A 13,031-nucleotide genomic window follows, 5' to 3' on the forward strand; every position below is an offset into this window, starting at 1 on the left:
CCAGCTCGTCCACCACGGCCACTGGACCATCGAGATGATCGACGGCCGACCCTGGTTCACCCCACCCAGGTACATCGACACCCAACGACAACCCCGGCTCGGCGGACGAGCCCGCATCCCCACCTGAGGCAGTTTCCACCGCGGTGCCCGGCGCGTCGCGGGCGGCGTGTTCCGTGTCGCTGACTCGTCGTGATCTTTGCCCGGTGGTGGGCGTGGCGCGGCGAACACCTCCCCGCGTGTCATGGCGCGGCGCGCCGGATCCGGCTGATCGTCCCCCTACCGTGGGCCTGGGGCGCCGTGGGCCGGAAGACCGTGCCATGGCGGCGAAGGGGAGGTGGCCTCGTGGTGGTGGGCACCCGATGGTGGCGTCGGACCGACGCCGAGCTAGGCGTTGAGGACGTGTGGGGCGGGCCGGACGAGGTGACGCTCGCGCCCACTCCCCGCGACTCGCCCGACGACGTCGAGCGCGCGGCGCGCGAGGAAGCCGAGCGACAGGCTCGCGAGCGGGCCGAGCGGGACGCTCGCGAGCAGGCCGAGCGCGAAGCTCGCGAGCAGGCCGAGCGCGAAGCTCGCGAACGAGCTGAACGCGAGGCGCGTGAGGAAGCCGAGCGACAGGCCCGCGAGCGGGCCGAGCGGGACGCTCGGGAGAAGGCCGAGCGTGAGGCTCGCGAGCGGGCCGAGCGGGACGCTCGCGAGCAGGCCGAGCGCGAAGCTCGCGAGCAGGCCGAGCGCGAAGCTCGCGAGCAGGCGGAGCGTGAGGCTCGCGAACGAGCTGAACGCGAGGCGCGTGAGGAAGCCGAGCGACAGGCCCGCGAGCGGGCCGAGCGGGACGCTCGGGAGAAGGCGGAGCGTGAGGCTCGCGAGCAGGCGGAGCGTGAGGCTCGCGAGCAGGCCGAGCGGCAGGCCCGCGAGCAGGCCGAGCGGCAGGCCCGCGAGCAGGCCGAACGGGAGGCCCGCGAGCAGGCCGAGCAGGAGCGTGTCGCCACCCTCCCCGAGGCGGTGTCACCGTCCGTCGCACGGGAGGCCGCAGCTCGGGACGAAGCGGCGCGCCGGGCCGCGAGGGCGGATCGGAAGCGCCGCCGCCGGCGGGTTCTCCTGATCTTCTTGATCGCTCTCGCGGCCGTCGCCGCGGTGTGGATCGTGCCGCGGCTGATCGCGTTGGCGCTGGCGGTGGTCACGGCGCTGAGCGGCGCGTCCGGGATACCGGCCAGTGCGCCGGCGACCCCGGTCGTTGCCGCGTCCGCCGCCGGCGCCGCACCGGTCGCGGCGCCCGCCCCCGCACCGCGCCAGGAGCTGCCCCGCGGTGGCATGACCGCCGCGCCCGGTGCGTCGACGGAGGAGACGGCCGATCGGGTCGAGGCCACTGTGACGTCGTAAGGCCACTGTGACGTTGTGAGGCCACTGTGACGTCGTTCGGCACCACTGACCGCCGAGACGCTGCCGGCGCTCGAGCTGCCCCTCACCGACCCGGCCGCGAACGGAGCCGCGTGGCAGCGGCTCGCCCCCGGGCTCGGCAGCCGGCACACCCCGGAGACCGCCCTGGCGAGCACCGGCGACGCGATCCCGCCCACCCGCTCACCCCGCCCGCTCTGCGCGGGCTCGTCGTGGCCCCAGAGGTCGTGCTCTACCGCTGAGCCGCGCCGTCTGCTGCGAGGACGAGCAGCTCCACGGCCCCGACCCCCACCTGGTCGGCCGTGCCGCCCAGCGCTTCGAGGCCGTGCCACGTGTCGCGCGGGATGTGGAGGACCTCGTTCGGGCCGAGCGTGACGGCCGGTCGGCCGTCCACCTCGATGCGCGTGTGGCCGTCCAGCACGATGACGAGCCGGTCGGTGTCGTCGTACCGCCGTGGCCCCGTGTGCGCGTGGGGCGGCAGCGACATCCGCACCAGGGAGACGCCGCCGTAGCCGTCCTCCGGACCCACGACCAGGTGCGAGTCGATCGCATCGACGGCGAGTCCGTCTCCGGCGATCGACGTGGGTTCCGGTGCGGTCGTGCTCATGCGTCTCCTCCTCGACGGGCCCGGTGACCCGAGGGTCTGACCGCACAGATGGGCGGCCAGCGTCCGGAGTTCAGAGGAACCCCGGAGCACATGCTCCTCTGAGCGAGTCAGTGGTGGCAACGATTCGGCTCTTACCGCAGTAGAGGCGCCCGATGTGGTTCTCGTCAAGAGCCGCGGCCAGGCTCTATCATGCTCATATGAGCGCTTTAGAGGAGTGGGGCCCGGGTCGCCGTCTGCTCGCGGCCACGGCCGCGCAGCGCTTCCACGTGCTCGGGCGCACGAAGGTCGAGATCGCGAAGGAGCTCGGGATGAGCCGCTTCGCGGTCGCCCGCCTGCTCGACGCCGCGGTGGAGCAGGGGCTCGTGCGCATCGAGGTCACCGCGGGCGACGACCTCGACCACCGTGCATCGGAGGTTCTGGCGGCCGCCTATGGCCTGCGCCGCGCCCTCGTCGCCCCGGCAGCCCAGGCAGCCCCGGCAGCCCCGGCAGCCGGAGCGCCGGGTCGCCGGCAGGTCGCCGCCCTGACCGCGAAGCTGCTCACCGAGCTGGTGACCGCCGACGACGTCCTCGGGCTGGCCTGGTCACGGACGATCAACGAGGCGGTCGACGCGCTGACGGCGCTCCCGCCCTGCACGGTCGTCCAGCTCTGCGGCGCGTACTCGCTGCCGTGGCGCTCCGACACGTCCGCGGAGACGGTCGCGCGCGTCGGCGCGCTGTCCGGGGGTCCGGCGTTCCCGATCTACGCGCCGCTGGTGCTGCCCGACGACCAGACCGCGCGGACGTTGCGCGCGCAGCCGGGCGTCGCCGACGCCGTCGGGCGGTTCGCCGACCTGACGGTCGCCGTGATCTCGGTCGGGGCGTGGAGCCCGGAGCACTCCACGGTGCACGACGTGCTGGACTCCGACGAGCGCACCGCGCTCGGGGAGCTCGGCGTCGTGGGCGAGGTGGTGGCGCTCCCGTTCGACGAGACCGGCCGGGTGCTCGACGTCGATCTCGCACGCCGCGTGCTCGCGATCGACGAGGCGGCTCTCCGCGCGGTCGACGAGGTGATCGTGCTGGTCGCGCACCCCCAGCGGGCCCGGGCGGCCGACGCGGTGCTGCGCTCGGGGCTGGCGAGCACCCTCGTCACCGACGCGGCCACCGCCGCGGCACTGCGGGAGACGGCTCAGGCCCGCCAGGTCGTCGACCGCCGCGCCCGGTCGTAGAGCGTGTCCGGCTCGCTGTAGGAGAGGGCCTCGGGCAGCTTCGCGAGCCGGTCGGCGAGCCCGTCGCCGGCGGCGGCGAGAACCTCCGACGGGTCGGGATCACCGCCGTCCAACCCGCCGGGCGCGACGACGACGCCGTACACCCGCGGCGGCGTGCGGCGGCCCTCGCCGAGCACCGTGCGCACGTGCCCGACGGCGCCGCGCACCTCCTCGTCCAGGGACGTCCGGTGCCCGCCCACGTGGACGACGCCGCCCCGGACCTCCACCGCGCCGTCGCCCGCGGACCGTGCCACCACCACACCCGGTGACCCGAACAGCAGCGTCGCCACGCCGTGCTCGCCGAGTGGGACGTCGGGGATCGCGCGCCAGGGCAGGCTCGCCGTGGCGATCCGCGAGAGCCGCCGCATGCCGCGCGGGTTCACGACGGTGTCGACGGCCGCGGCGAGCTCGCCGTCCGAGGGGGTGCGCCGCCCCAGGTCCTCCCACCCGACACCGAGCAGCTCCGCGAGCGCCCGGTGCCAGCGCGTGTGGTGGTCGCGGTCGCCTTCGTAGGGGACGTTCGCCCCGCACAGCGAGCAGGACCGTCCCTCGCCGAAGCCCCACTCGTAGGTCGGTTCGTCGGCGATCAGCCTGCGGGCCTGCTCCGGGTCCACGCGATCACCGTAGCCAGCGCGCGACGACGCAGGTCGGCGGCAATGCCCTTCCGCCGCGTCGTTACGCTCGGAACATGGCACGAGGGGTCACGCGGATGTCCGGTCTGTTCCTGCGCACCTTGCGCGAGGACCCGGCCGACGCCGAGGTGATCAGCCACAAGCTGCTCGTGCGTGCGGGGTACGTGCGCCGGGTCGCGCCGGGCATCTACTCGTGGCTGCCGCTGGGCATGAAGGTCCTGCGGCGCGTCGAGAAGATCATCCGCGACGAGATGGACGCGATCGGCGGGCAGGAGGTCCACTTCCCCGCCCTACTGCCCCGCGAGCCCTACGAGGCCACCGGCCGCTGGACCGAGTACGGCGACACGCTGTTCCGCCTCAAGGACCGCAAGAAGGCCGACTACCTGCTCGGGCCCACGCACGAGGAGCTGTTCACCCTCATGGTCAAGGGGGAGACGAGCTCCTACCGCGACTTCCCGGTGACGCTCTACCAGGTCCAGAACAAGTACCGCGACGAGGAGCGCCCCCGCGCGGGCATCCTGCGCGGCCGCGAGTTCGTCATGAAGGACTCGTACTCGTTCGACCTCACCGACGAGGGTCTGCGCGAGTCGTACGCGAAGCACCGCGAGGCCTATCAGCGGATCTTCGCCCGCCTGGGGCTCGAGGTGCAGATCGTCTCGGCGATGTCGGGCGCCATGGGCGGCTCGGCGTCCGAGGAGTTCCTCGCCCCCTGCGAGGCCGGCGAGGACACCTACGTGCGCTGTCCCGCGACGGGCTTCGCCGCCAACGTCGAGGCCGTGACGACGCCCGCGCCGCCCGACGAGTCGGTCGAGGACAAGCCCGAGGCCGTCGTCCACGACACCCCGGACACGCCGACGATCGAGACGCTCGTCGAGCACGTCAACACGCTGGGCCTGCGTGATCAGGACGGGGTCCGCACGTTCACCGCGGCGGACACCCTCAAGAACGTCATGGTCAAAACGCGTCTGCCCGGGGCCGGCGAGTGGACGCTGCTCGGCGTCGGCGTCCCCGGCGACCGCGAGGTCGACATGAAGCGCCTCGAGGCGTCGGTCTCGCCGGCCGAGGTCGCGCTGCTCGAGGACGCCGACTTCGCCGCGAACCCCTTCCTGACCAAGGGCTACATCGGCCCGGTCGGGCTCGCCAAGAACGGGGTGCGCTACCTCGTCGACCCGCGCATCGTCACCGGGACGGCGTGGGTCACCGGCGCGGACGAGCACGGCCGGCACGTCATCGACCTCGTCGCCGGCCGCGACTTCACCCCCGACGGGACGATCGAGGCCGCCGAGGTCCGCGAGGGCGACCCGTCGCCCGACGGCGGCGGCTCCCTGGTCGCCGCGCGCGGCATCGAGATGGGCCACATCTTCCAGCTCGGCCGCAAGTACGCCGAGGCGCTCGGGCTCACCGCTCTCGGGGCCGACGGGAAGCCCGCGACGGTGACCATGGGCTCCTACGGCGTCGGCGTCACCCGCGCCGTCGCCGCGATCACCGAGCAGCACGCCGACGCCAAGGGCCTCGTGTGGCCCGCCGAGGTCGCGCCGTACGCGGTGCACATCGTGATCGCCGGCAAGGACCCCGCCCAGGCCGAGGCCGCGACGGGCATCGCCGAGGGGCTCGCCGGCGCGGGGCTCGACGTCCTGCTCGACGACCGCAAGGCCTCGCCCGGGGTGAAGTTCGCCGACGCCGAGCTGCTCGGGATGCCCACCACGGTGACCGTCGGGCGTGGCCTCGCGAACGGCGTCGTCGAAGTCACCGACCGCGCCTCGGGCGAGCGTCGCGAGGTCCCCGTCGACGACGTGGTCGGGGAACTCAGCGCCTGACGAGCTCCGCGCGGCTCCTCGGGCCGGGCGACGGCGGCGGTCGTGGCGGCCGTGGCGGTCGCGTGCGCGACCACCTCGTACGGTGCGCCACGGAGCCAGCGCCTCGTCGCCGCGCTGCGGCGTCGTGGTCGGGTCCGCGTCCTCGATCGTCATGGCGGCGAGCGGTTCGGAACGCCGGGCGTCCACGCCGTCCGGCGCGGTGGAGAGCCGGTAGCCACCGGCGTCGCTCGCGAGGCACGATGCGAGGTCGCCGGGGCGGGTCGGTTCGACGATGCGGCGCAGGCGCCGGAGGTGGTGCTCCACGCCGGACGTGCCGGCGTCGGCGACGGTCACCGGACCGGACCGATTGCGGTCACCGAACGGCCGTGCGTCGCTCCATGCGGACCGACACGGCGAGCACGCCGAGGCCGAGCAGCGGCAGGACCGCCCCGACCGCGGCCGGGGCGGACCAGCCCAGGCCGGCGGCGAGCACGACGCCGCCGAGCGCCGCGCCCACCGCGTTGGCGACGTTGAACGCCGAGTGGAAGCTCGCCGCCGCGAGCGACGGACCTTCGGCGGCGAAGTCGATCAAGCGGCCCATGAGTGCCGGTCCCGCTGACATCCCGACGAAGCCGAGGGCGAAGAGCCCGATCGTCGCGGTGATCGCGTTGCTCGCCGCGACCGTGAACGCGAGCAGCACCGCGGCGTAGGCGACCAGCGCGATCGCGATCGTCAGCCGCGGGGCCTTCTCGGCGAACCGGCCGCCGGCGAGGTTGCCGACGGTCATGCCGACGCCCAGCGCGCCGAGCAGCAGCGGCACCACCGACGTCGCGACGCCGGCCTGGTTGGTCAGGATCGGGCTGATGTAGCTGTAGACGGCGAACATCCCGCCGAAGCCCGCGGAGATCACCCCGAGGGTGAGCCACACCTGCGGGCGCCGCAGGGCGGTGAGCTCGTTGCTGAGGCTGCCGCCGCGGTCGTCCGCGGGGCTCGGGACGAGCGTGACGACGGCGAGCACCGTGATCAGGGCGATGATCGTGACGGCGACGTAGGCGCTGCGCCAGCCGAAGGAGTCGCCCAGCCACGTCGCGGCGGGCACGCCGACGATGTTCGCGACGGTCAGCCCGAGCATGACGGTCGCGAGCGCGCGGGCGCGTCGCTCCGGGGGCACGAGCGCCGCCCCCAGCACCGCGGCGGTGCCGAAGTAGGCGCCGTGGGGCAGGCCCGCGAGGAAGCGCAGGGCGACGAACGGCACGAACGACGGCGCGAGCGCCGACAGCGCGTTGGCGACGACCAGGGACACGGCCAGCGCGACGACGAGGCGCTTGCGCGGCCAGCGCGCGCCGATCAGGGCGATCAGCGGCGCGCCGAACACCACGCCGAGGGCGTAGGCGCTGATCGCGGCGCCCGCGGTGGGCACCGAGACCCCGAGGTCGGCGGCGAAGCCCGGCAGCACCCCCATGCTCGCGAACTCGGTGGTGCCGATGGCCAGGCCGCCGAGCGACAGCGCGGCGAGGCTGACGCCGGCGGGGACGCGCGAGGCCCCGGCCGGTGCGGCCTGCTGCGGGCCGGCGGGGGCCTGCGTCGAGGTCGGGGGAGCGGCCTCGGTCGAGGTCGGCGGGGTCATGCGGTCACCTCTGGCTGGATCTCGGCGGCGATCAGCGTCGGGACGACGTCGGACAGGGACTCGATCGGGATGTCGGCGGGCCGGCCGCGCAGGCCGGCGACGGTCGCGCCCGCGGCACGCCCGGCGGCGACGCCGACGGCGGAGTCCTCGACGACGAGGCAGTCGGTCGGGTCGACGGCGAGGAACTCGGCGGCCATGAGATAGCCGTCCGGGGCGGGCTTGCCCTCAGCGACCATGTCGCGGGGAACGATCACGGGCGCGTCGATGCCGGCGGCGCCGAGGCGGGCCCGGGCGAGCCGGGCGTCGGCGCTGGTCACGACCGCCCACGGCGTGTGGGTGGCGTCGAGGTGCGCGACGAGGTCGTGGGCGCCGGGGGCGGCGACGACATCGGCGAGGTCGACGTACTCGTGCTCGAGGTGGTCGCGGGTCGCGGCGGCGACCAGGGCTTCGTCGAGGTCGGGGCGGACACGGCGCACGGTGCTCTCGGCGGGGTGGCCGGTCATCACGGCGAGCACGGCGGCGGGATCGGCGCCCCAGCGGCGCGCCCAGGTGCGCCAGGACCTCTCGACGGCGGCGTCGGAGTCGACCAGAGTGCCGTCCATGTCCAGGAGCACGGCGGTGAAACCGCAGGTCACCCGAGGGGCGGGTGCCTCGGCGTGCAGGGTCACGGCGGGTCCTTTCAGGGGAGACGGAGCGGAGCTCGACCCCGGGAACAGCCGGGGTAGCTAATATGCTCGCTCTCCGAGCATAATCGGGTCCATGAGCGCGTCAACGGAGACGGGACGTGAGCCCGGTCGCGCCCGCGTGGACCGCTGGCGCACCAAGGCGGAGGTTCTCGGCGAGGTCCGGCGCCGCCCGGGGCTGACCCGCGTCGAGCTCGCGCGGCGCCTCGGGCTGTCCAGCGCGTCGGTCACCGAGACGGTCACGCGCCTGCGCGAGGCCGGCTGGATCAGCGAGCACCGCGCGCCCGTCCAGGGCCGCGGTCGCCCGACGACCACCCTGGAGCCGGCCCCCGACGGACCGCGCGTGGTGGCCGTCGACGTGCGCCACGAGGACTGGCGCGTCGGCCTCGCGGGTCTCGACGGCCACGTCACCGAGGTCTCCTCCGCGCGCCACGACCGCGACCCCGAGCACGTCACCGCCGCCCTGCGCACCGCCGTCGCCGAGGTCGCGGCCGGGCACCGGGCCGTCGCTGTCGGCCTCGCCGTGCCTGCGCCGGTCTCCGACGACGGCCTGGTGCGCGCCACCGAGCTCGCCTGGGACGCCGCCGACCTCGGGCCGGTGGCCGACGCCCTCGACGGCGTGCCGCTGCGTCTGGGCAACGACGCGACGCTCGCCGGCGTCGCCGAGGCCCGCACGGGCGCGGCCGCGGGGGCGGCGACCGCGGTCTTCCTCACCGTCGAGGTCGGTCTCGGTGGTGCGCTGCTGCTCGACGGCCTGCCGCACCTCGGCGCGCACGGGCAGGCGGGTGAGTACGGGCACCTGCCCTTCGGTGACCCGGCGCGCCCGTGCCCGTGCGGGGCGGCGGGCTGCTGGGGTCCGGAGCTCGACGGCCGGGCGCTCGCCCGCCGCCTCGGCGACCCGGAGCCGGGCGACCCGCGCTCGTACGCCGTCGCGGTGCTCGAGCGGGCGGCCGGCGGGGACCCCGGAGCCGCCGGCGCCGTGTGCGGTGCCGCCGCCGCGCTCGGTCGGGGCATCGCCGGGCTCGTGCACGTCCACGACCCCGACGTCGTCGTGCTCGGCGGGCTCGCCCGTGGGCTCCGGGCCGCACCCGGGTTCGACGAGGCCTACGTCCGCGGGCTCATGGCCTTGCGCCGCGACGACCCGGTGCCCGTGCTGGACGCGCTGCACGGCGACGACGGCGCGCTGTACGGCGCCGCGGCCCTGGCGCTCGACCACGCCACGAGCCCCGAGGGGCTCGCCGACTTCTGCGAGCCCTAACCGGCGAGCAGGCTCAGGCGCACCGTGCGCGTGGGGTTGTCGCCGTTCGTGTCGACGAGGCACACCGATTGCCAGGTGCCCAGCGCCAGCCGCCCACCGAGCACCGGCACCGACATCGACGGCGCGACGATCGCGGGCAGCACGTGGTCGCGGCCGTGGCCCGGTGAGCCGTGGCGGTGCGACCACCGGTCGTCGGCGGGCAGCAGTTCGCGCAGCTGGGTCAGCAGGTCGCCGTCGCTCCCGGCGCCGGTCTCGATGATCGCCACCCCGGCCGTCGCGTGGGGCACGAACACGTGCAGCAGCCCGTCGGCGGTGTCGGCGCCCGCCACGAACCGGGCGCACTCCCGCGTGATGTCCCGGACGGTCTCCCGGTCGCCGGTGCGGACCTCGATCTCCTCGCTGTACACGGCCGCCCAGGGTAGGCGCAGGGCGACCGGCCGGACGGTCCAGAATGCCGCCGTGCACCCCGAATCCGGACAGGGACGTGTGGCCGTCGCGGTCGTCACCGGGGCGGGCCGGGGGATCGGCGCCGGTCTCGCCGCCGCGCTCTCGGCTCGCGGCCACCACCTCGTCGTCACCGACGTCGACGCCGACGCCGCGCGCGCGACCGCCGACGCCCTCGACGGCCCGGCGACGCCGATGCCGCTCGACGTGCGCGACCCCTCCGCCCACCGCGCGGTCGCGCTCGCGGCCGCGGACCTCGGCGACGTGACCGTGTGGGTCAACAACGCCGGGGTGCTGTCGACGGCGTCGGTGTGGGAGTCGACCGACGAGGAGGTCACCGCGACCTTCGAGATCAACACGCTCGGCGTGGTGCACGGCTGCCGGGCGGCGGTGGAGGTCATGCGCCGCGGCGACGTCCTCAACGTCGTCTCGCTCTCGGGTCTCGGCCCGACGCCGGGCTTCGCGACGTACGGCGCGAGCAAGGCCGCGGCGCTGAGCTACTCGCAGGCCCTGGACATCGAGCTCGCGTCGGTGCGCCGGCCGATCCGCGTGCGGGCGCTGTGCCCGGACGTCGTCGACACCTCGCTGGTCAGCAACGTCGCCCATCGGCCCAGCGCAGCCCTGCTGTTCACCGGGAGCCGGCTGCTCTCGGTGGACGAGGTCGTCGACGCGGGGATGGGGATGCTCGGCTCCCGCCGGGCCATGCGTACCGTTCCGGGCTGGCGCGCGGCGCTCCAGCGGACCTCGGCGGCGTTGCCGGGGATCGCCAGGGTCGCCGTGCCCCTGGTGGCCCGGACGGGGGAGCGTCGCCGGCTGTCCCGCTAGGCCCCGGGTGGCGACGTGCCGGACGGGGCCCGTGATCGGTTCGTGACCGGTTCGGCTACCTTGAGCGCGGTCCATGTCCCCCGAACGTGGAGGATCGGATGCTGGTGCTGGCCCCCGATCCCCGTCTCGGTATCGCTCCGGAGCGGGTGGCGCGGGTGCGCGCCCTGCTCGAGGAGGCGGAGCGGGGTGCGCCGGTACCCGGTGTCGCCGTGGCGCTGCCGGGCGGGCCCGACGGCCCCCTCGACGCCGTCATGCTGCGGCCCGACGGTGTCCTCGGCCTCGCGGCGCTGCCGGCCGGCGAGCGCGAGGTGGCCCGGGAGTCGGTCGCGGCCGGCGGCGGACCGGGCCCCGAGCGCCCGGCGCCGAGCAGCAGCTCTCCCGGTGACGGCCCGACCGCCCAGGCCGTCCTCGACGAGCTCGACCGCCTCCTGGCCCTCACGGACCCGCCGTGCGCCGCGCCCCGTCGCGTGCTGCCCAGCGTCGGTGAGGAGGACGACGCCCGCAGCGCGCTGACCGCGCCGGTGGGCTCGTTCCGCGTGATCGACGTCGCCGACCTGCGTCGGCTCCTCGTGGCCTTCCGCCTCGGCGACCACGTCCCCGACGACGCCCGCCTGGCCGAGGCCGGCTTCCTCACCCCGGACACCCCCGCGCTGCAGGCCGGCGCGGCACCCGAGACCACCCCGGTGCCGGTCCAGGACGCGAGCTCCTCCCCGTCGAACCCGCAGCCCGAGGGCCGGGCGGGACTCCCGCCGACCGGCCGTCTGCCGGCCTCGGCGCCCGAGTCGTCCGGTCCACTCCCCGAGCGGCCCGGCCGCAGCGGCGTGGCGAGCGATGGCGGCATCGGCGCGCTCGCCCGGGCCGGGCGGGCGGCGCGGTCCGGGCGCTACGGGCGCCGGGCCCCCGAGTGGGTCTGGGGTTGGCGCGGCCTGACCCTGGCGGCCGTGGCGGCGTTCCTCGTCGCGCTGGGCCTGGCGTTCCTCGTCGGGCGCGCGGCCACCGGGGGCGACCCTCCGGTCGACCCGTCGGCGACCCGCGTCGTCGACGGCGTGACCTACACGCGCCAGGTCGCCACCACCGACGTCTCCTGCGAGGGCCACGCCTACAACCGGGCGGCGGACTTCCTGCGCGAGCGCGGGTGCCTGCACCTCGACCGCTCCCTGTGGTCGGGCAACGCCGAGGGCGAGGAGGTGGTGATCGCGGTGGCCACCGTGCAGCTCGCCGACACGTCGACGGCGTCGGCGTTCCGCTCGCTGGTCGACAGCAACGGCACCGGCAATGTCTCGGACCTCCTGCGCGAGGGCCGGGGCTACCCCGGTGCCCCGCAGGCGCTCAGCGGGCAGGGCTACGCCTCGGCGCAGCTCGGCGACCGCGTCGTCGTGGCCGAGGCCGACGGCATCGACCCGGACTTCACCGACGGCGACGCCCTCGACCGGATCTCCCGCGCCGGGCTCGCCCTGCGCTGACCGCGGCCGGGAGTCGGCGGGGAGTCGGAGCGCAGCGGAGCTCGACCCGTTCTGCTCAGGTCGCCGAGCCGTCCCCCGGGAAGGCCGGGACCAGCGGCGTGCGCCCGGCGAGGCGGCGCCAGGTCACCGAGGTCGTCGCGGCCGCGGTGACGGCGTCGAGCGCCAGGCGCCGCAGCTCGCCGCCGGTGTCGGCCTCCGTGCGCTCGGCGACGGCGCGCCACGCGGCGGCGACGTCGTCCTCGGCGACGGTGGCGAGAACGGCGGCGGAGGTCGCGTCCGTGACCGGGGCCGGCGGTCGGTAGGCCGCGGCGGCCGTGGGCGGTGTGATCCCCTCGCGGGCGAGCAGGGCCACGACGGCGTCCCGACGCTCCCGGTGGGCCAGGGCCGCGGCGGTGATCGCGGCGGCGTTCCCGGCGGGCAGGAACGCGGAGACGAGCCCGTAGCTCCACACCGCGGCGTGCTCGGTGCCCAGCGCGGCGAGCACGGCGTCCAGGAGGTCGCCGGACAGCGGCGGGGGTGCCGGCGGTGACGTCATGCGAGCACCGTCGCCTGGCCGGCACAGCTCGCCGCGACCGAGGTGAGCAGCCCGCAGCGGTGCGAGGCCGTCGTGAGCGCCAGCGTGCCCGCGCCGTCCCGGGCGGTGCCCAGCGACCCGCGCAGCGCGGTCAGGGCGTCCAGGGCACTCGCCGGGGCCGGGGCCGGCGGCGGGGCGGCGTCGACGGCGGGCGCGCGGTCCGGGCGCGCGCGGCGGATCTCCGCGGCGAACGCGTCGGCGTGGGCGCGGCGGGCGTCGGCGAGCGGGGTCAGGCGGTCGGCGAGCTCGGGGAACGCGGCGACCGCCGCCGTCGCCGTCGTGGCGTCGGCGCGGGCCGCGGCGAGCGGGGCCTCGAGCTCGTCGGGCCCCTCGTCGCGCGCACAGCCGGTGGCGACGAGGCCCGCGACCGCGACGAACGCCCCGGCGCCGCACAGCACCGTGCGCCGCGGCGTGCCCACTCCCGGTGTCACGGCGACCACGGCGGGCCAGTCTGCCAGCCGCCTCGCCCGCCGACCCGCGCCACGC

Annotated in this window: 13 protein-coding genes; 6 read left to right on the top strand and 7 right to left on the bottom strand. The window is 76.0% G+C overall.

Annotation, left to right across the window (positions count from 1 at the left end; translation table 11 throughout):
• The first annotated feature begins 342 nt into the window (after positions 1–342).
• Positions 343–1,377 carry a hypothetical protein gene (locus AC2A1K_RS17580; protein WP_483897597.1) on the top strand — a complete coding sequence of 345 codons (1,035 nt, stop codon included), beginning with the start codon at positions 343–345 and terminating at the stop codon, positions 1,375–1,377.
• 247 nt (positions 1,378–1,624) lie between these two features.
• Here the strand turns inward: AC2A1K_RS17580 and AC2A1K_RS17585 are convergent, their stop codons facing one another.
• Positions 1,625–1,999, bottom strand: a complete 375-nt coding sequence (locus AC2A1K_RS17585) for a cupin domain-containing protein (RefSeq protein ID WP_483897598.1) — start codon at positions 1,997–1,999, stop codon at positions 1,625–1,627.
• A 197-nt stretch (positions 2,000–2,196) separates the two neighbouring features.
• On the opposite strand from AC2A1K_RS17585, the gene AC2A1K_RS17590 reads away from it, so the two are divergent.
• Positions 2,197–3,204, top strand: coding sequence for a sugar-binding transcriptional regulator (locus AC2A1K_RS17590; RefSeq protein WP_483897599.1), 1,008 nt, complete (start codon positions 2,197–2,199; stop codon positions 3,202–3,204).
• Here the strand turns inward: AC2A1K_RS17590 and AC2A1K_RS17595 are convergent.
• Positions 3,165–3,857 carry a hypothetical protein gene (locus tag AC2A1K_RS17595; protein ID WP_483897600.1) on the bottom strand — a complete coding sequence of 231 codons (693 nt, stop codon included), beginning with the start codon at positions 3,855–3,857 and terminating at the stop codon, positions 3,165–3,167. The two genes, AC2A1K_RS17590 and AC2A1K_RS17595, sit on opposite strands and share 40 nt — an antisense overlap.
• A 74-nt stretch (positions 3,858–3,931) precedes the next feature.
• On the opposite strand from AC2A1K_RS17595, the gene AC2A1K_RS17600 reads away from it, so the two are divergent.
• Positions 3,932–5,692 (top strand): proline--tRNA ligase, encoded by a 1,761-nt coding sequence (locus AC2A1K_RS17600; protein ID WP_483897601.1) that lies wholly within the window; start codon positions 3,932–3,934, stop codon positions 5,690–5,692.
• A gap of 352 nt (positions 5,693–6,044) precedes the next feature.
• On the opposite strand, the gene AC2A1K_RS17605 is transcribed toward AC2A1K_RS17600, so the two are convergent.
• Both AC2A1K_RS17605 and AC2A1K_RS17610 read right to left on the bottom strand, forming a co-directional pair.
• A complete protein-coding gene (locus tag AC2A1K_RS17605) occupies positions 6,045–7,298 on the bottom strand; it encodes an MFS transporter (RefSeq protein WP_483897602.1) in 1,254 nt (417 codons plus the stop codon).
• Positions 7,295–7,966, bottom strand: coding sequence for an HAD-IA family hydrolase (locus tag AC2A1K_RS17610; RefSeq protein ID WP_483897603.1), 672 nt, complete (start codon positions 7,964–7,966; stop codon positions 7,295–7,297). Before AC2A1K_RS17610 ends, AC2A1K_RS17605 begins: the two co-directional genes overlap by 4 nt.
• A 91-nt stretch (positions 7,967–8,057) precedes the next feature.
• Between AC2A1K_RS17610 and AC2A1K_RS17615 the strand changes: the two genes are divergently transcribed.
• Positions 8,058–9,239: an ROK family transcriptional regulator gene (locus AC2A1K_RS17615; RefSeq protein ID WP_483897604.1), complete on the top strand. Its 1,182-nt coding sequence runs from the start codon at positions 8,058–8,060 to the stop codon at positions 9,237–9,239.
• On the opposite strand, the gene AC2A1K_RS17620 is transcribed toward AC2A1K_RS17615, so the two are convergent.
• Positions 9,236–9,646 (bottom strand): secondary thiamine-phosphate synthase enzyme YjbQ, encoded by a 411-nt coding sequence (locus AC2A1K_RS17620; protein WP_483897605.1) that lies wholly within the window; start codon positions 9,644–9,646, stop codon positions 9,236–9,238. The genes AC2A1K_RS17615 and AC2A1K_RS17620 overlap by 4 nt on opposite strands.
• A gap of 52 nt (positions 9,647–9,698) precedes the next feature.
• Here AC2A1K_RS17620 and AC2A1K_RS17625 point away from each other — a divergent pair, with 52 nt between their 5' ends.
• Both AC2A1K_RS17625 and AC2A1K_RS17630 read left to right on the top strand, forming a co-directional pair.
• Positions 9,699–10,508, top strand: a complete 810-nt coding sequence (locus AC2A1K_RS17625) for an SDR family NAD(P)-dependent oxidoreductase (protein WP_483897606.1) — start codon at positions 9,699–9,701, stop codon at positions 10,506–10,508.
• A gap of 98 nt (positions 10,509–10,606) precedes the next feature.
• Positions 10,607–11,971, top strand: coding sequence for a hypothetical protein (locus tag AC2A1K_RS17630; protein ID WP_483897607.1), 1,365 nt, complete (start codon positions 10,607–10,609; stop codon positions 11,969–11,971).
• 55 nt (positions 11,972–12,026) lie between these two features.
• Here the strand turns inward: AC2A1K_RS17630 and AC2A1K_RS17635 are convergent, their stop codons facing one another.
• Both AC2A1K_RS17635 and AC2A1K_RS17640 read right to left on the bottom strand, forming a co-directional pair.
• Positions 12,027–12,506, bottom strand: coding sequence for a DUF4439 domain-containing protein (locus tag AC2A1K_RS17635; protein WP_483897608.1), 480 nt, complete (start codon positions 12,504–12,506; stop codon positions 12,027–12,029).
• A complete protein-coding gene (locus tag AC2A1K_RS17640) occupies positions 12,503–12,985 on the bottom strand; it encodes a hypothetical protein (protein ID WP_483897609.1) in 483 nt (160 codons plus the stop codon). Before AC2A1K_RS17640 ends, AC2A1K_RS17635 begins: the two co-directional genes overlap by 4 nt.
• Positions 12,986–13,031: the final 46 nt, after the last annotated feature.

This window comes from Actinomycetospora sp. 2LY8.5 (assembly GCF_057180585.1).

Coding starts and splice junctions, on each gene's coding strand:
- AC2A1K_RS17585 (WP_483897598.1), bottom strand. CDS start 1,999: ATGAGCACGACCGCACCGGAACCCACGTCGATCGCCGGAGACGGACTC.
- AC2A1K_RS17590 (WP_483897599.1), top strand. CDS start 2,197: ATGAGCGCTTTAGAGGAGTGGGGCCCGGGTCGCCGTCTGCTCGCGGCC.
- AC2A1K_RS17600 (WP_483897601.1), top strand. CDS start 3,932: ATGGCACGAGGGGTCACGCGGATGTCCGGTCTGTTCCTGCGCACCTTG.
- AC2A1K_RS17605 (WP_483897602.1), bottom strand. CDS start 7,298: ATGACCCCGCCGACCTCGACCGAGGCCGCTCCCCCGACCTCGACGCAG.
- AC2A1K_RS17615 (WP_483897604.1), top strand. CDS start 8,058: ATGAGCGCGTCAACGGAGACGGGACGTGAGCCCGGTCGCGCCCGCGTG.
- AC2A1K_RS17630 (WP_483897607.1), top strand. CDS start 10,607: ATGCTGGTGCTGGCCCCCGATCCCCGTCTCGGTATCGCTCCGGAGCGG.
- AC2A1K_RS17635 (WP_483897608.1), bottom strand. CDS start 12,506: ATGACGTCACCGCCGGCACCCCCGCCGCTGTCCGGCGACCTCCTGGAC.